The organism is Methylomonas stagni (assembly GCF_050154735.1).
Classification (GTDB): domain Bacteria; phylum Pseudomonadota; class Gammaproteobacteria; order Methylococcales; family Methylomonadaceae; genus Methylomonas; species Methylomonas koyamae_A.
The window spans coordinates 1,236,259-1,251,980 of sequence record NZ_CP189557.1; the positions used below are offsets into that span (position 1 = coordinate 1,236,259).

A 15,722-nucleotide genomic window follows, 5' to 3' on the forward strand; every position below is an offset into this window, starting at 1 on the left:
TTTACCAAAAGTCGGCAGGCTAAATCCTGCCGAGCACCACCAAAATCAGGATGATGACTAATATCAAGCCTAAGCCGCCACTGGGTCCGTATCCCCACGACCGGCTATGCGGCCAGACCGGAATAACGCCCAACAACATCAGGATTAACAGGACAAGCAGAATGGTGCTCAGTGACATGATGGTTCTCCAATTGAGGCGAGGCTGTGATAGGAATAACGCGGCAAAACCTTTCGCGGAAACCAAGCGGCGTTAACCGTTACCCAGCGGATTTCCCAGGGCGCTAAGTCGCTCGGTAAATCCTCGCCAAAACCGGCGCGACCGACGATCTAGCCTTGCCAACCGGAAACGCTTTGCCCATTCAACGGTGTATCAGCCCCAATACGCCGACGACAATCAAATACACCGCCACGAAATAATTCAGAAACCGGGGCACCATCAAAATCAATAGGCCAATCACCAGCGCCAATACAGGTTCAATTGCCGGATGCATTGCTTATCTCCGCGTAAAGTCGAGCTTGTAGCTTAGCGCTTGGCCCCGGCGGGAGTCTGTACGCTGTCGCACATACGTGCGGCGTTTTCAGCGGCCGACGCCGGGCAGCCACGGTTCGCGGGGTCGCCGCCAATTTGCCGCCGCTATTTCAGTTTGGCGGCGACATCGGCCAAACTGCTTCTTAAATCATCCCACACCCGGTCGGCCGTCAGTTTCATCGCATCCCAACCCTCATGACCGGACGCCTCCAGTTCGGTCATTTTTGCTTCGGCGGCCAGTTGCTTGGCGCGCAGCGCATTGAGTTCCTCGATGTAATTCAGTTTTACCAGTGCTGCGGCTTTCTCGGTTTTTTCGGATAACTGATCGATATCCGCGCTCCACTCTCTGAGCTGAGTCGCCAATATTTCGATGTATTCGTTTTTGGTTTTCATGGATGTCTCGCTGATGATGGGAGTTTGAACGACAATTCGACGGCTGCGATATCGAATGGCCCTTGGCCCGTTCGCCGTTCGATTTAGGGGTTCGACCACGTAAACGACAACGGCGAACGGTGTTTGGCGTCGACCGTGACCGGTTTGCGAATCGCTTGGCCGGCATGCTCGGCACTGACCTGATAGCGACCCGGCTTCAGTTTGGCGAACAGCATCGGGCCTTCGGAAACGGTATCCAGCACGATTGCGCCGTTGCCGTCGCTGATCCTGACCGTGACATCGCTCAAATACTCGCCGCTGCCTTGCGTTGAAAACAGCAGGCCGAGGTTGTAGTCGGTGCGGACCTTTTTCAAGGCCGCTCGCTCGTCCTCGCCGATACCGCCGCTGATAAAGCTGACCTGACCTTGACTGCGTTCCTCGATCAACTCGGCGTGGGCGGGTACGGCGTACAGCAAGCACGCTAACATTAAGGCCGGATAAGGTCTGTTCATGATCGTGACTCCGAGTAGTGGCGCGTTAAGGATTGGAACACGGTTCGGCCACCGAAGCCGACCGGGTGCCGGCCGGTCTTCGCTTGAGGCAATTTGACGGCCATTTCGACCGGTCAGCGGCTGGCTAGATTGCCATTTTCGTCCGACAAAATGATTTCCACCCGGCGATTCAATTGCCGGTTGGCAGCCGTGTCGTTGTCCGCCACCGGATATTCTTCGCCGTAACCTCGGGTCATGATTCGATCGCTGTTCACGCCGCCGTCAACTAACGCGGTGCGCACTGCGTAGGCGCGCCGGTCGGAAAGTTCTTCGTTAAATTCGGCGCTGCCCTTGCTGTCTGTGTAACCCTCGATCAAGACCTTGTAGCCGGAATACCGTTTCAGAAAGTCGGCTAGTTTATCGACGTTGCGCAGTCCGCCGCTCTGCAAGCGTGCCTTGTTACTGCGAAACAGCACGTCGCCCAGCGTGATCACCAAACCGCGCGCAGTTTTCTTGGCGTTCAATTGGTTGATCAAGATGTCCTGTTGAGCCAGCAGCGCCTGATCGCGCTCGCTGTTGGCGCCGGCCACCGCCAATTCGGTGTTTTGTCTATCCACGGTTTGCTGACTGAGCGCCGCTTGGCGCTTGGCGGCATCGGCTTCGGCGGTTCTGGCATCCAAGCGCACTTGGTTACGTTTGCCTTCGGCGTTACTGACCGCGGTTTCGGCGACTTTGCGGATCGCGGTGGCTTGGGCGATGGCCACCTGTTGCGTCGCGACATAGGCAAAGTGATTGACGGCTTCATCCTCGTCGTCTTCGGCGTAGGCCCGGTCGGCTTTTTTCAAGCTGTCGTCGGCCTGCTTCATTTCCAGTTCGGCCAGCGTACCGACTTGGGTATTGACGCGGGCGTTGTTGTAAGCGTTATGAGCATCGGTCAATGCCAGGTTGGGCACCGTGCCGCAGCCGGACAGGATCGCGGCGGTTAACAACGTCAGTGGAAACATTCGGTAGGTTTGCATCATTCTCTCCATTGGGATTACTGGGCTTTACGGTCGATTTCTTCGCGCAGCACGCGATTGCTTTCCTGCAATTCGCTCGCGGCTTTTTGAGCCTTGGCGGCGCGGGCGGTGGCGGCGGCCAATTGGGCATCGACCTGGGCCTGTTCGGCGAGTTGGCGGGCCTGTAAATATTCCTGCTGCGTCATCGCCCGCTCGGCGGCGTCCATTTTCAACACGGCCGATCTTAGCGAGATCGGCGCGTATTCATTGCCGCCGGCACTAGTGGCGCTATTGAGCGCCGCCTTGGACACGGCCAATTGTTCGGTCGGCGGCGCCACGCTGGCGCATCCGGCAATCAAGGTTGCCATTGCCATGGCGAGGCTCGCAAGCGCGACGGCGGTTCCGGGGTTTTTTATGGGTGTCATGACTTTTGTCCGGTGAATGAAATATCGAATGGCATCGCTGCCCGGCTTTCCCGGCGCTACCGTTGCTTCGAACTCCGCGTCGGCGTGGGAGATTTTTACGCTCGGTACTAACGCGGATGGTAGGATGGTGATGGGAGCGATTCGGGAAAGCGTCGGACTTGATTAAACGCCTTTGTGCGATTCAACACAGTTCGCTAACGTACATAAGCCCAATCGCGTACATGGCGCGAAGCGCCGATGCGAATAGCGGGAGTCGGTAAGGCATGGACCAAGTTTGGGATGGAGTCGAGCGGCGGCAGTCGCTCAGAGCCAGGGCCGAAGCCCTGGTGGTGAGTTTGTCGCCGGAGAAAGCCGATTCCAAACCGGCCGACGTGCTGATGCACGAACTGCTGGTGCATAAAATCGAGCTCGAGATGCAGAACGACGAGTGGCAGCGCACCTATCGGGCGCAGGCGGAATTGCAAGATCATTATCAGGCGTTGTTCGAGTTTGCCCCAAGCGCCTATGTGGTGATCGACGCCAATGATCAAATCGGCGACATCAATCTGACCGGCGTCGATCTGTTCGGAGCGGTGGAGAGCCGGTTGACCGGCTTGCGTTTCTCGAAGTTGGTCGCCGACGATCAACGCGACGACTGGTACCGGCATTTTCGCTATCTGATGGATTCTCCGAAGGCGAAACGACTGGCCTTCGATATTTCGATGATCCGATCCGACGGCACGCCCTTCGTGGCCCATCTCGATTGTCTGCGCCACGATCGTCCGGACACGCCGCCCAAGCTGTTTGTTTTATTGGCCGAAGTCGGGCCCGGCTGAACGGCTAAAGATCTTTTAGCAAGCGGTTGCATGGGGACGCCGTCATGGCTTTCTCGAACTCATCGACGGCTTCGACGATCGCCGGCTCCAAACGGCAATCCGGCCATTGGTTTTGCCCGCATCGTTCGAGTGCAGTCAGTGCCGCGCCTATCGTTAAGGCATTGATATCCATGGCCGGCAAGTAAGTCCGGGCGCCGTCGTCGCGGCTTTTCAGTTCGACAATCAGCCGGCCGGCGACCAGCCTGGATAACAGGTCTTCGGCGATTTCGACCGGAATTGCCAAGCTTTCGGCAATTTGAGCGGCGCTTAACGGCGTATTCAAGGACGCTAAATTCTTGACGATCAGGCGCAGGACGTGCAGCGCGATCAGCTTGTTCAGCTGAATACTAAAACCAGCGGGCTGGACCCAATTTCGATCGCTCCGGCGATGCTGAATATAAAATCCCAACTCGCACCCGTATAACACAATCATCCAGCCGCCTTGCAGCCACACCACGAATAACGGCAAGGCGGCAAAACTGCCGTAAATGGCGTTATAGCTCGATACGCCGATTTGCAAACTCAAATAGACCCATTGCGATAAGGAATACACGGCGCCGGTCACCATGCCGGCGATGATACCGGCGCGATAGCTGATGTTAGTGTTCGGCATGACGATAAACAGTACCGCGAACAAGCCGCTCATCAGCACGATCGGCGAGAAACTTAACGCGCCGACGATCAGCCAAGTGCCGAACGCCGGCAACGCCAATTCGGCCATCAGCCAGCTTATCCGGATTTTGACGAATACGATCAAACTGCTGGCGGTGATCAAGACCACCGGCGCCAACAACATCCACGCTAAATAATCGGCGAATCTGCGAGCCGGGGTTCGGCCCTTCGCGATTTTCCAGATGGCGTTAAACGCTTCCTCGATATTGCCGATCAAGCCAATCACGGTCCAAAACAGTAGGGCTATTCCTATCCCGGCCACTAATTCGCCCTGCGTGCTTTCCAGAAGTTTTCCCGCGAAATCGATCAATTGCGCGGCCAACGCATCCGAGTTCAAACCGCGCCCCAGCAGATGCCGCACGGTCGCGCCGTCGAAGCCGAAGCCCTTGGCAATGCCGAATACCACCGCAATCATCGGAACGATCGAAAATAGCGTATACAGGGTTAACGCGGCGGCTCTCAACGAGCCAAGATCGTCGGCAAAGCCCCGCCAGGCCAACATCAGTAGTTTTGCGCCGTCCAGGAACGCGGCCCACGCGGGTGACGGCTTTTTCGGCGCCAACCGCCAAAACCACGCCCGAATAGCGTTAAATATCCAAGCGCTCATGCGCGAGGCTGTCGGCTGCCGCAACCGCGAGTTGGGATTCGGCTGGTCCGGAACGGAATCGCTGGCAATCGCCCACTATTCCGCGTCGCCGAGATGGAGACTTTCGATCAACAGCCGTTCGTCGCGCGTCAACAATTGCTTCGAGTAATTCCGCGACGAACGGACGTTCCCCGTTATCCGTCCCAACCGCCGATCGGATACCCGCCGTTCTTCGCAACGCCGGGTTTCGGTGCGTCTATCTTGCCTGGGCCAAGCCAGATAGGCGTTTTCGATGTTTTCGATCCAAGCCGCAGAACCATACGGGTCGGCAATTATCCGTCGGTCGGCAAGACGCCGATCCGCTAACAACCGACGCGGTTCACTGCGAAATTCACGGTCGTTCATTTTCGTATCCACTCCAATAACGGCGACAGCAAGTCGCTGGCGCGGTCGATAACAAGGCTTGACGTATTGGGGTTCAGCATGCGATCGGATGGCCTCCGCGTCTGTACGGCACTGCACACAATCGGGTTCAACAAGGCGGAGGCGGGCCGGCGGAATCGCTTTTCGACCTCAGCGGGCGCGGGCCAAACCGTTTTGACGGTTTCGGTAGCGCGCCAAGGCCCACAATGGGAAGTACGTATCGTAGCCGTGGTATTTCAGGTAGAAGAACTTGGGAAAGCCCGGCGCGTTAAAACAGTCGTCTTGCCATCCGCCGTCCGCTTGTTGAGTGTTCAGCAAATAGCCGACGCCGGCCGCGACTTCCGGCGCGCCGGTTTCGTCGGCGGCCAGCAAGGCCAGTACCGCCAGAGCGGTATGAAACGCGGTGCTGGTATCGAATTCGCCGCGGCTGTTCGGAGCATGATAGCTGATATTGCTTTCGCCCCAGCCACCGTCGGCGCGCTGCTTGGATTTCAGCCAAGCCACCGCTCGGCGCACGCTAGCGTCGTTGGCGGAGACGCCCGCTTCCGCGAAACCGAGCAATACCGACCAGGTCCCGTACAAATAATTGGTACCCCAGCGCCCGAACCAGGAACCATCGGCCTCCTGCTCGGCGCGCAAGTAGGCGACGCATCGCGCGATCGTGGCGTTATACTCCGGGTGCGCGCCATCGAGCCGACCCAGCAGCATGATGCAACGCGCGCTGACGTCGGCGCTCGGCGGATCGAGCAGCGCGCCGTGGTCGGCAAACGGAATTTGATTTAAAAAATAATGGTCGTTGTCGGCATCGAACGCGCCGTAACCGCCGTTGCGCGACTGCATGCCGGCTATCCAGTCCGCCGCCCGCCGAATCGGCTCGGCGAACGCCGGCGCCTCGGCTTGGCTCATCGCATAAGCGACGACGGCGGTATCGTCGACATCCGGATAATAACTATTGCCGAACTGAAAGGCCCAACCGCCGCCGGCCAGGCCGGGGCGCTGGGTTTGCCAATCGCCCGGCTGATCGCGCAATTGTTTGCCGGCCAGCCAGCGCAAGGCAGTATCGGTGGCGCGCCGGCTCGACTGCTCGTGGTCATGCCTATCGACTTCCTGCAAGGCCAACACGGCCAGACCGGTATCCCAGACCGGCGATACGCAGGGCTGGCAATACGCCTTATCCGCCTTGACGACCAGCAAGCCGTCGATCGCCGCCCTGGCGATGCGCCGTTCGGCGTTATCGGCCGGGATACCCAGGTAATCCATCGCTTCGTAGGCGTTGACCATCGCGGTAAATATCGCACCCAAGCCGTCGTATCCATTCAAGCGGGCCGTAAACCAAGCGGTGGCTTGGGCGGTTGCCTTGCGGCGGACAAATCCGGGAATCAGCGGCTCCAGTAAGCGACCACAGCGGTCCAGCAGCAAAATCGCTTTGCCCAGCGGCGTTTTAACCTGCGAAAAATAGTCTCTTTCCAAGTTGGGCGGGGTCGAGAACAATTCGGCGACGTCGATTCCGCGCGGATTGCGGGCCTTGACCCGGTAGCTGCACAGTATCGACAGCGGCACCATCACGGTCCGCGACCAATACGCCACTTTGTCGAGATGAAACGGAAACCATTTTGGCAGCAACATGATTTCCACCGGAATAAACGGTATCGCGCGCCACGGAACTTGCTGGAACATCGCCAGCATGATGCGGGTAAACACATTGGACTTGGCCGCGCCGCCGTGACGCAGCACCCAATGCCGCGCGCGGCGCATGTGCGGCGCATCGGCCGCGTCGCCGGCCAGTTTTAACGCGTAATAGACTTTAACGGTGCAACTCAGGTCGCCGGCGCCGCCCTTGAACAGCGGATAGCTGCCGTCCGGGCCGGCCTGTGCGCGCAAAAACCGGGCAATCTTAGCTTCCAGCCCTTGGTCGATTTCGGCCATGAAATGCATCATCAGAATGTATTCCGCGGGTATGGTGCAATCGGCTTCCAGCTCGAACACCCAATAGCCGGCCGGATTTTGCAGGGCCAATAGACGGCGTTTGGCGTTGGCGATCGCCCGATCCAAGCCCGCCGACTCGCCGTCGGAGCAGCCATCGCGAAGTTCCGCATCGGGCGTTGTCACGTTTTCTGTCAGCATGATTTCGGTCTCTGCATACTCGGGTTTGGTGAGGCTGGCGTTTGCGAGGTTCGGGTCGATTGACGACCCTCAAAAAAACCGCCGCAACTAAAATACGTTGCCGCGGCTCGAGGCACTTTGAGTATTACGCCCCGCGCGCCGCCATTCGCTGGCCCCGGAACTTCCGCCATTCCGCGCCAAATCCGGAAAGGGTCCGGAGTGCGTGGAGCGACGAACATTCTTGAATCCGGCCGATCGCGATCGCCGCCGGCGAAACCGCCAAACCGTTTTCGCCCGCATCGGGAAAATGCAGTTTACGGTTCGGCCCGAACGCAGTCTGTACGCTAGCGCACTTAGCGCGGCGCGCGGGTTTGCCGCGCTTAACAGAACTCCGCTGGCTCGCTCTGTTCTTTAACGCACGTAGGGAAAGTCGATTTTCCTGTACGATGGGCGCTTACACCAACCGAATGACAGGAATCCGTTAATTTATCCGCCCATTAAACAGGCCGCCGATGACCGTTCTTAACTATCCGCAACAGAACCATTTGCTGAACGCGCTGCCGCCGGAGGAATACGAACGGCTGTTGCCGCATCTGGAACTCGTCGATACGCCGCTCGGCCAAGTGATTTACGAGTCCGGCGGCGAGTTGCGTTATGTCTACTTCCCTACCAACTGCATCATTTCCTTGCTGTACGTGATGGAGAACGGCGCCTCGGCGGAAATCGCGGTGGTCGGCAACGACGGCATGGTCGGCGTGGCGATGTTCATGGGCGGCGGCAGCATGCCGAATCGGGCGGTCGTGCAAAGCGCCGGGCACGCCTACCGCTTGCGCGGAAACTTGTTGATGCGGGAATTCAATCGCTACGATGCGATGTTGCACCTGCTGCTGCGCTACACCCAAGCCTTGATTACCCAAATGGCGCAAACCGCGGTCTGCAACCGCCATCATTCGGTGGACCAACAGCTGTGCCGCTGGTTGTTGTTGAGTCTGGACCGATTGCCGTCCAACGAATTGACGATGACTCAGGAACTGATCGCCAATATGCTGGGCGTGCGCCGCGAAGGCGTCACCGAGGCGGCCGGAAAATTGCAGCAAGCCGGCTTGATTCACTATAGCCGGGGCCGGATTACCGTGTTGGACAGGCCCGGCCTGGAAGAGCGGGTTTGCGAATGCTACCGGGTGGTGAAAGCCGAGTCCGACAGACTGCTCCCGAGGCACCAACAGACCGCGGATTGCCGGCTGGCTTAAGCGTGGATCGGTCTAAGCCCGGCTAAGCCCGCCGCCGGACCGACATTCACGAGGGGCCGAAAAAGCCGGGGTTAGCCGGCTTTGCTTCCTGATTGCATTCAGCGGCATGCCGACGCTCGGCAGCCCTGTCGGCGGGATTATTTTTCCAACTGCATTTCCACGATACCCTGTTCCAATTCGCTGATACCTTCCGACAAGTTACCGGCCTTTCCGGCTTTGATCGCGGCTTTCAGTTTGGCGTTGGCCCGTTGCAGCCGAATCGAGCTGCCTTGCTCGTTTTGTTGCTTCAAGGCTTCCCAGGCGACCGTGGCGCTCTCGACGAAGGCCTGTTGATTGCCGGTCTTGCCCACCTCGATCGCGCTGTTGGATAGCGCAATCAATTTGGTGAAACTTTCGTTCATCGGACTGCCGGCGGCGACAGCCTGCAGCGAAGCGAGCGTTAGCAGCAACGCGATTAAATTGTGTGTGATTTTCATAAATTTGCCTGTGTCGTTGTGTTTGTTATTGGCGCCACCGGCGAATCGGTCAGGCATGAGAACCTTCGCGAAATCCGTCCTGGCGCTCTGAAACCGCGAAGATCAAACTTGTCACCGGATGTCTGCGTTCGGTCGCTGGGCTTCACCTCAGCTGCGACCAGAATACGGCGGCTCCGTGCCGAAGTCTGTACGCTAAAGCACATAGGCGGCTGCTCGCGACGCAAACCGCGCATCGGCCGGTCCGTACGCTAACATACAGACAACCCTCGGCCTTAAGGCTATTCTGGCCGCCAACCTGTCGGCCCGTCGCCCAATATCGCCGACTCCCACCGTTACCTGTCCTCGCGGTCCCGAACCCAAAATCGGGCGTCCTCAAATCACCCCCGGAGCACGCTTTGTCCACGATACTCGCGGTTACCGCTCCCAACCGGCTGTTGGATTCCCTACCCGTGACCGATCGCAATCTGGTACTACGCCACTGCGAACCGGTCCATTTGGCCTTTGCCGAAGTGCTGTATCTGGCCGGCGCGCGCATACCGCATGTATATTTTCCGACCGGCGGTTTTGTTTCGCTGGTTACGCCGATGGGCGACGGTAGCGGTTTGGAAGTCGGCTTGATCGGCTACGAAGGCATGTTGGGGATTACGCTGATGTTGGATGTCGATATCGCGCCATTTCAAGCGCTGGTGCAAGGGGCGGGTTCCGCGTTGCGCATGCCGGCCACGGCGTTTTTGGCGGAGTTGGCGCGCAGTCATTCCTTGCAAATAGCCACGAAACGCTATTTGTACGTCTCGATGAGCCAGTTGGCGCAAACCGCGGCTTGCAACCGGTTTCACCAAGTGGAGGCCCGTCTGGCCCGCTGGTTGTTGATGACCCACGACCGCGCCCATACCGACACTTTTCACGTCACTCACATCTTTCTGGCTTATATTTTGGGCGTGCGCCGGGTCGGCATCACCAAGGCCGCGCTGTCCCTGCAAGAACAGGCCTTGATTCGCTATCGGCGCGGCGACATCACGATTTTGGATAGAAGCGGCCTGGAGGCCGCCGCTTGCGACTGCTATCGCATCGAGACCGAAACCTACCGGCGCATCTTGGGGGTGCTTGAAGCCCGGCTTGACCAACGCCCTCACCCAATCGGCCAATCGGCGTCGGCCAAACCGAATCCGAGAATCTTAGCTGAGTTCTTTCAGCGGCTTATCGGCCGTCAAATTGCTCCAACCGATCACGATTCGATAGATCAGCAGCAGCAAGGTCGGAATCAAGACCACCAAACTCAATTGAATATCGATCATCAATACCAGACCGGACAGCGCAAAGCCGGCCAGGGTGACCCATACGGTTTTAATCTGCCAATTGAAATGCGATTCCAACCAGGTTCCCTTGACGTTGTTCCGATAGAAAAAGTTGATGGCCACGCCGGCCAGCAACGGAAAGCCGGCGAGTGCGAACGTCAACACCTGGCAGAGGTAGACGGTGGCGGTGATTTTTTTGAGCGCGGCAAAGTCCTCGGAGGGATGGTCGTGCGTGATGGTGGTGTTCATGGTGGCTTACCTCGTCGTTAAAAACCCTTCTATCGTTCCGTAAGGCTGACATCGCCCGGCGAAACCCTGTTCGGCAACGCCGAACTCGCACTCTGAAATCTAGCCTTTAAATCCTCGGTTGTCGGTGCGCTAGCGCACGCCGATTCGGGCCAGCGCCGGTCCGGCTTGGTACGCTAGCCCACAGACCGAATACACCCGACTGGTTAGCCTTGCCTGTGCTCGCGGCGCGGCGTTACGCGACAACACCAACGCGTTTCATCCTAAAAAGGGCAGTTGGCGTGTATTGCGGGCCGTTCGTGCTGAGCAACGTCGAAGCATGGACGGCTCGCAATACACTCACCAAACGGGTGAATGAAAAATCCCGCGCGCCCTTCGACAAGCTCAGGACGAACGGGATTTTTCATCGCCAAACTGCTCTTTTTAGGTTCATGCGTCTGAAACGCCATACTCTGCGCACGGGATCCAACCGTGGATAGCGACAACACCTCGTTAGGTATCGAAATTCAACGCTTGGTTTCGCATCACCACTCTGTCCGTCATACTGACCGGCGCGGCGCTGATCCGCGAGCGCGAGCACGGCACGATCGAACATCTATTGGTTACGATTAGTTCGATGGTTTGAAGCCGCGATAGGCGGTAGCGACCGGCTAAGCGCCAACACGCAAGCGCGGCGTCCACGCAAATATTTGAGAGTGATTTATGAAAAAAACCAATACCGTAACCACAGCCGCGGCCGAGCAAGCCGCTTGGTGGCTGACGCCCAGCCCTTCGGACGCCAAGCCCTTGGGCTTATCCGCCGTCGAAGCCGGCGCCAAGCTGGCCGAAGTCGGCCCCAACCTGTTCCGGGATCGCCAGCGCCAAGCCCTGCTACTGCAGTTTCTATCGCGCTTCAAGAATCCGCTGGTGATTCTGCTGCTGGTTGCCAGCGCGATTTCGGCGTTCACCGGCGAGATCACCAATTTCGTGATTATCAGCGTCATGGTGCTGTTCAGCGTGACCCTGGATTTTGTCCAGGAACACCGAGCCGGCAAGGCGGCGGAAAGCCTGCGCCATTCGGTTTCGGTCAAGGCCCGGGTGATGCGCGACGGCAAACCTATGGACGTACCGGTGACCGACGTAGTGCCGGGCGATGTCGCCCTGCTCTGCGCTGGCGACATGGTGCCGGCGGACGGCTTGCTAATCGAAGCCTGCGATCTGTTCGTCAAGCAGGCACTATTGACCGGGGAAGCCTACCCGATCGAAAAACGTCCGGGCGATTTGCCGGCCGACGCCACAGACTTGCAGGACGCCGACAACGCCGTGTTCATGGGGACCACCGTCATCAGCGGTAGCGCCAAGATGCGCGTCGTCAAAACCGGCACCGCCACCGCGATCGGCGCGATTGCCGACAGCCTGACCCGGCAACCCCCGCCGACCGCCTTCGAGGTGGGCACCCACCGTTTCGGTTTGCTGATCATGCGCTTGACGGTACTGCTGGTGCTATTCGTGTTGTTGGTCAACGCATTTTTGGGCAAACCCTGGTTGGAATCCTTTCTGTTTGCGGTGGCGCTGGCGGTGGGCTTGACGCCGGAACTGCTGCCGATGGTGGTGTCGGTGACGCTGTCGCGCGGCGCGATGCATATGGCGGCAAAACGAGTGATCGTCAAACGTCTGTCGGCCATTCAGAATCTGGGCTCGATGGACGTGCTGTGCACCGACAAGACCGGCACCTTGACCGAAGCCAAGATCCGACTGGAACAGCATGTCGACCCGCAAGGCCAGCCCAGTGAGCGAGTGCTGGAGCTGGCTTATCTGAACAGCTTCTTCGAAACCGGCTTGAAAAGCCCGCTCGACGAGGCGATTTTGGCTCATCAAAACATCAATATCAGTGCCTGGCAAAAGATCGACGAAGTGCCGTTCGATTTCGAGCGGCGGCGGGTGTCGGTGTTGCTGGATAAAGGCAACGGCCGCTTGCTAGTCGTGAAAGGCGCCTCCGAGGAAATCATCACCCTTTGCACCCATTACGAACAACAAGGTAGCGACGCGCAACTGCCGCTCGATCCGGCCAGTCGAGCCCGCATCCACGAACAGCATAATGCACTGGAGCGAGAAGGCTTCAGGGTGTTGGGCATCGCCTGGCGCGAAGTGCCGCAAAATCATCCGCACGCGGTGGTCAGCGACGAAAGCGAGCTAATTTTCGCCGGCTTTGCCGGCTTTCTCGACCCGCCCAAACAAAGCGCCGGCGCGGCATTGGCGGCATTGAAGGACAGCGGCGTAACGGTAAAGATCGTCACCGGCGACAGCGATTTGGTAACCCAACACGTCTGCGCCCAATTAAATATTCCGGTGCTCGGCGTGTTGACCGGCAAGGACATCGCCGAAATGGACGACCACGCCTTGCGCATCCGCGTCGAAAAAGCCAATCTGTTTTGCCGGGTGAATCCATCTCAAAAAGACCGGGTAATTCGGGCGTTGAAAGCGCGCGGCCATGTGGTCGGCTATCTGGGCGACGGCATCAACGACGCGCCGTCGCTGCATTCGGCGGATGTCGGCCTGTCGGTGGATTCGGCGGTGGATGTGGCCAAGGAAGCAGCCGATATGATTCTGCTGGATCAGGATTTGCAGGTGCTGCACGACGGCGTACTCGAAGGCCGGCGCACCTTCGGCAATATTTTGAAATACATCATGATGGGCACCAGTTCCAACTTCGGCAATATGTTCAGCATGGCCGGCGCCGCGCTATTCCTACCTTTCCTGCCGATGTTGCCGACCCAGATTCTGCTCAACAACATACTGTACGACGTGTCCGAAGTACCGATTCCGCTGGATCAGGTCGATTCCGAAGAACTGCGCCAACCTCGGGTTCTGGACATGAACTTTATCCGCAATTTCATGTTGGTGATCGGTCCGATTAGCTCGGCATTCGATTTTTTGACCTTTTACATCCTGTTAACGGTATTAAAAGCCGACGAGGCCTTATTCCAAACCGGTTGGTTCGTCGAATCTCTGTGTACCCAAGTCCTGGTGATCTTCATCATCCGCACCCGAGGCAATCCTTTCAAAAGCCGGGCGCATCCGGTGTTGGTTGCCACCTCGCTGTCGATTGCGCTGATCGGCGCCGTCCTGCCGTTTACGCCGATAGGCCATTATTTCGGCTTCGTGCCGCCGCCGGCCCAGTTTTATTTCATTCTGGCGGCGCTGGCAGCGGCGTATTTATTGGTCGTCGAGCTAGCCAAACGAGGTTTTTATCGCTGGCATGCCAATTACGGCAAATCGCGCCGGGCCAGTCGCCGCTGATCTGCGGAACTTGGCAGTCCGCTAAATGGCGGCGCATTGCCAAGCCCAGTTGTTTGGCGCCTACCACCTCGAACGGCAAATGTGTTCGACAGCGTACCGACAGCGCCCGCCGCATTGAATAAAGTCGTTGCCGAGTTTGGCAAGCCTGACGAAACGTCCGGCCAAACTGGAACGCACCGATCAATTTTCAAAGCCGGAGTATCTTATGAAAACAGTCCTATCCATGGTAGCCCTATCGTTTCTGAGCGCGCTAGCGCTAAGCCCTGTCCACGCGGACGAGGTTAAAGACAAACAAAAAGACCTCATCGAAAAACAACAAGAACTGACCAAAAAACAAGAAGAAGTCCATGAAAAACAGGTCGAACTCAATCAAGCCAACCAGGAAGTCTCGATCGAGCGCGGACGGGAGGCCAATAAGTCGATGCAGCAAATTAGCCGGGCCAGCAAGATTACCGGCGCCAAGGTAAAAAACACCACCGGCGACAGTCTCGGCGACATCAAGGACTTGGTGATCGACCCGCAAAACGGTCAAGTGGTATATGCGGTGGTTTCCTTCGGCGGCCTGATGGGCATGGGCGACAAGCTGTTTGCCATCCCCTGGCGAGCGCTACGTTGGACCAGCCCCAGGGATTATTACATCCTGGACCTGGATAAGGAGACCTTAAAAACGGCACCCGGTTTCGATAAAAGACATTGGCCGGAAAGTTCCGAGAAATGGGAAGAGCAACGCGAGGCGCTCAGTCAGTTTTATCGCGTGGTACCGTAACGGCCATCGGCGGATTCGCCGATACCCTCCATGCATCGGCCCCCCGACATCTATGTGCGTTGACGTACCGACCGTGCCGGGCGTTGCGAGTATGGTCTGCCGTGAGTGCTGAAAAACATCGGTACTCGTTCCCATACGACTAAAACACCATTGGAAATCATCATGAACAAAGATCAAGTAACAGGCCGTGTCGAAGAAGCCAAAGGCAAAGTGAAAGAAGTCGCCGGCAAACTAATCAACGACGACGAAATGGAGCTGGAAGGCAATGTCCAGAAAAATATCGGGAAGGTCCAGTCGGTAATCGGCGATGTGAAGAACGACATCGAGAAAGCCGCAGACGACTGATAGCACTCGCGGTCGCGATGACGTCACCAAGCGAAACTCGACTCTCGAGGGCACCATCATGAAATCACCAAAAATCAAGGGCCACCAATTATGGATAGGCGTACTCGCCACGGTTTGCTCATTGGGCGCCTTCTCCGCCGGCCATGAAGACGACGCGCCGATGAACAAGGATCAGGTAGAAGGCCGGATCGAAGAAACCAAGGGTAAGGTCAAGGAAGTCACCGGCAAGATCATCGACGACAAAGGGATGGAAGTGGAAGGCAATGTCCAGAAAAACCTCGGCAAAGCCCAAAAAGGCTACGGCGATCTTAAGCAGGACATACAAAAAGGCAAGTAAGTGACGGCGGCTAGTGGGTTCGAGTTTCGTCCCCGTCCCCTCGGCGATGGCATCGACCGGCTAGCTGCTCTCCGACATCCAGCTGGTTCGAGCTTGCATTTACGCAAGGCCGAAGCGGTCGGCCTCGGAGCCTCATTGTGGTTTCCGTCACGCTGGCGAACCCCATGCATCGACCATCCAATGCCGAACACGCCACGCAATCCTGTATAGAAGCCTGCGACCTTTGTTACCGGATTTGCCTGCAAGCCGCGATGAAATCGAGGATACGAAGGACG

General features: G+C 57.8%; 17 protein-coding genes. 7 read left to right on the forward strand and 10 right to left on the reverse strand.

Annotated features, from left to right (window positions below):
- Positions 1 to 19 precede the first annotated feature (19 nt).
- The 6 genes from ACP4CD_RS05785 to ACP4CD_RS05810 all read right to left on the reverse strand — a co-directional run bounded on the left by ACP4CD_RS05785 (position 20) and on the right by ACP4CD_RS05810 (position 2,815).
- A complete protein-coding gene (locus ACP4CD_RS05785) occupies positions 20 to 178 on the reverse strand; it encodes a DUF3309 family protein (protein WP_064506546.1) in 159 nt (52 codons plus the stop codon).
- A gap of 181 nt (positions 179 to 359) precedes the next feature.
- Complete coding sequence (locus tag ACP4CD_RS05790; RefSeq protein ID WP_083385865.1) at positions 360 to 491, reverse strand: DUF3096 domain-containing protein; 132 nt, start codon at positions 489 to 491, stop codon at positions 360 to 362.
- 143 nt (positions 492 to 634) lie between these two features.
- Positions 635 to 922: a hypothetical protein gene (locus ACP4CD_RS05795; RefSeq protein WP_064031208.1), complete on the reverse strand. Its 288-nt coding sequence runs from the start codon at positions 920 to 922 to the stop codon at positions 635 to 637.
- 83 nt (positions 923 to 1,005) lie between these two features.
- Positions 1,006 to 1,413, reverse strand: coding sequence for a carboxypeptidase regulatory-like domain-containing protein (locus tag ACP4CD_RS05800; protein ID WP_426993892.1), 408 nt, complete (start codon positions 1,411 to 1,413; stop codon positions 1,006 to 1,008).
- A gap of 113 nt (positions 1,414 to 1,526) precedes the next feature.
- Positions 1,527 to 2,411, reverse strand: coding sequence for an OmpA family protein (locus ACP4CD_RS05805; RefSeq protein WP_426993893.1), 885 nt, complete (start codon positions 2,409 to 2,411; stop codon positions 1,527 to 1,529).
- A 17-nt stretch (positions 2,412 to 2,428) separates the two neighbouring features.
- A complete protein-coding gene (locus tag ACP4CD_RS05810; protein ID WP_426993894.1) occupies positions 2,429 to 2,815 on the reverse strand; it encodes a DUF4398 domain-containing protein in 387 nt (128 codons plus the stop codon).
- Between the two features lie 263 nt (positions 2,816 to 3,078).
- Between ACP4CD_RS05810 and ACP4CD_RS05815 the strand changes: the two genes are divergently transcribed.
- A complete protein-coding gene (locus tag ACP4CD_RS05815) occupies positions 3,079 to 3,630 on the forward strand; it encodes a PAS domain S-box protein (protein ID WP_426993895.1) in 552 nt (183 codons plus the stop codon).
- A gap of 4 nt (positions 3,631 to 3,634) precedes the next feature.
- Here ACP4CD_RS05815 and ACP4CD_RS05820 read toward each other — a convergent pair whose 3' ends face one another.
- The 3 genes from ACP4CD_RS05820 to shc form a co-directional block, all read right to left on the reverse strand.
- Positions 3,635 to 4,948 carry a YihY/virulence factor BrkB family protein gene (locus ACP4CD_RS05820; protein ID WP_426993896.1) on the reverse strand — a complete coding sequence of 438 codons (1,314 nt, stop codon included), beginning with the start codon at positions 4,946 to 4,948 and terminating at the stop codon, positions 3,635 to 3,637.
- Positions 4,949 to 5,023: 75 nt separating this feature from the next.
- A complete protein-coding gene (locus ACP4CD_RS05825; protein WP_426993897.1) occupies positions 5,024 to 5,332 on the reverse strand; it encodes a hypothetical protein in 309 nt (102 codons plus the stop codon).
- Between the two features lie 168 nt (positions 5,333 to 5,500).
- Positions 5,501 to 7,474, reverse strand: coding sequence for a squalene--hopene cyclase (shc, locus tag ACP4CD_RS05830; protein ID WP_426993898.1), 1,974 nt, complete (start codon positions 7,472 to 7,474; stop codon positions 5,501 to 5,503).
- A 491-nt stretch (positions 7,475 to 7,965) separates the two neighbouring features.
- Here shc and ACP4CD_RS05835 point away from each other — a divergent pair, with 491 nt between their 5' ends.
- Positions 7,966 to 8,703, forward strand: a complete 738-nt coding sequence (locus ACP4CD_RS05835) for a Crp/Fnr family transcriptional regulator (protein WP_426993899.1) — start codon at positions 7,966 to 7,968, stop codon at positions 8,701 to 8,703.
- Positions 8,704 to 8,840: 137 nt separating this feature from the next.
- Here the strand turns inward: ACP4CD_RS05835 and ACP4CD_RS05840 are convergent, their stop codons facing one another.
- Positions 8,841 to 9,179: a hypothetical protein gene (locus ACP4CD_RS05840; RefSeq protein ID WP_426993900.1), complete on the reverse strand. Its 339-nt coding sequence runs from the start codon at positions 9,177 to 9,179 to the stop codon at positions 8,841 to 8,843.
- Positions 9,180 to 9,574: 395 nt separating this feature from the next.
- Here ACP4CD_RS05840 and ACP4CD_RS05845 point away from each other — a divergent pair, with 395 nt between their 5' ends.
- The 5 genes from ACP4CD_RS05845 to ACP4CD_RS05865 all read left to right on the forward strand — a co-directional run bounded on the left by ACP4CD_RS05845 (position 9,575) and on the right by ACP4CD_RS05865 (position 15,447).
- A complete protein-coding gene (locus tag ACP4CD_RS05845; protein WP_426993901.1) occupies positions 9,575 to 10,744 on the forward strand; it encodes a Crp/Fnr family transcriptional regulator in 1,170 nt (389 codons plus the stop codon).
- A gap of 678 nt (positions 10,745 to 11,422) precedes the next feature.
- On the forward strand, positions 11,423 to 13,999 hold the full coding sequence (gene mgtA, locus ACP4CD_RS05850) for a magnesium-translocating P-type ATPase (RefSeq protein ID WP_426993902.1): 2,577 nt from the start codon (positions 11,423 to 11,425) through the stop codon (positions 13,997 to 13,999).
- A 205-nt stretch (positions 14,000 to 14,204) separates the two neighbouring features.
- Positions 14,205 to 14,765 carry a PRC-barrel domain-containing protein gene (locus tag ACP4CD_RS05855; protein ID WP_426993903.1) on the forward strand — a complete coding sequence of 187 codons (561 nt, stop codon included), beginning with the start codon at positions 14,205 to 14,207 and terminating at the stop codon, positions 14,763 to 14,765.
- A gap of 162 nt (positions 14,766 to 14,927) precedes the next feature.
- Complete coding sequence (locus ACP4CD_RS05860) at positions 14,928 to 15,110, forward strand: CsbD family protein (protein WP_064031196.1); 183 nt, start codon at positions 14,928 to 14,930, stop codon at positions 15,108 to 15,110.
- Between the two features lie 58 nt (positions 15,111 to 15,168).
- Positions 15,169 to 15,447 carry a CsbD family protein gene (locus ACP4CD_RS05865; protein ID WP_426993904.1) on the forward strand — a complete coding sequence of 93 codons (279 nt, stop codon included), beginning with the start codon at positions 15,169 to 15,171 and terminating at the stop codon, positions 15,445 to 15,447.
- The last annotated feature ends 275 nt before the right edge of the window (positions 15,448 to 15,722 follow it).

Coding starts and splice junctions, on each gene's coding strand:
- ACP4CD_RS05785 (WP_064506546.1), bottom strand. CDS start 178: ATGTCACTGAGCACCATTCTGCTTGTCCTGTTAATCCTGATGTTGTTG.
- ACP4CD_RS05790 (WP_083385865.1), bottom strand. CDS start 491: ATGCATCCGGCAATTGAACCTGTATTGGCGCTGGTGATTGGCCTATTG.
- ACP4CD_RS05795 (WP_064031208.1), bottom strand. CDS start 922: ATGAAAACCAAAAACGAATACATCGAAATATTGGCGACTCAGCTCAGA.
- ACP4CD_RS05800 (WP_426993892.1), bottom strand. CDS start 1,413: ATGAACAGACCTTATCCGGCCTTAATGTTAGCGTGCTTGCTGTACGCC.
- ACP4CD_RS05805 (WP_426993893.1), bottom strand. CDS start 2,411: ATGCAAACCTACCGAATGTTTCCACTGACGTTGTTAACCGCCGCGATC.
- ACP4CD_RS05810 (WP_426993894.1), bottom strand. CDS start 2,815: ATGACACCCATAAAAAACCCCGGAACCGCCGTCGCGCTTGCGAGCCTC.
- ACP4CD_RS05815 (WP_426993895.1), top strand. CDS start 3,079: ATGGACCAAGTTTGGGATGGAGTCGAGCGGCGGCAGTCGCTCAGAGCC.
- ACP4CD_RS05820 (WP_426993896.1), bottom strand. CDS start 4,948: ATGAGCGCTTGGATATTTAACGCTATTCGGGCGTGGTTTTGGCGGTTG.
- ACP4CD_RS05825 (WP_426993897.1), bottom strand. CDS start 5,332: ATGAACGACCGTGAATTTCGCAGTGAACCGCGTCGGTTGTTAGCGGAT.
- shc (WP_426993898.1), bottom strand. CDS start 7,474: ATGCTGACAGAAAACGTGACAACGCCCGATGCGGAACTTCGCGATGGC.
- ACP4CD_RS05835 (WP_426993899.1), top strand. CDS start 7,966: ATGACCGTTCTTAACTATCCGCAACAGAACCATTTGCTGAACGCGCTG.
- ACP4CD_RS05840 (WP_426993900.1), bottom strand. CDS start 9,179: ATGAAAATCACACACAATTTAATCGCGTTGCTGCTAACGCTCGCTTCG.
- mgtA (WP_426993902.1), top strand. CDS start 11,423: ATGAAAAAAACCAATACCGTAACCACAGCCGCGGCCGAGCAAGCCGCT.
- ACP4CD_RS05855 (WP_426993903.1), top strand. CDS start 14,205: ATGAAAACAGTCCTATCCATGGTAGCCCTATCGTTTCTGAGCGCGCTA.
- ACP4CD_RS05860 (WP_064031196.1), top strand. CDS start 14,928: ATGAACAAAGATCAAGTAACAGGCCGTGTCGAAGAAGCCAAAGGCAAA.
- ACP4CD_RS05865 (WP_426993904.1), top strand. CDS start 15,169: ATGAAATCACCAAAAATCAAGGGCCACCAATTATGGATAGGCGTACTC.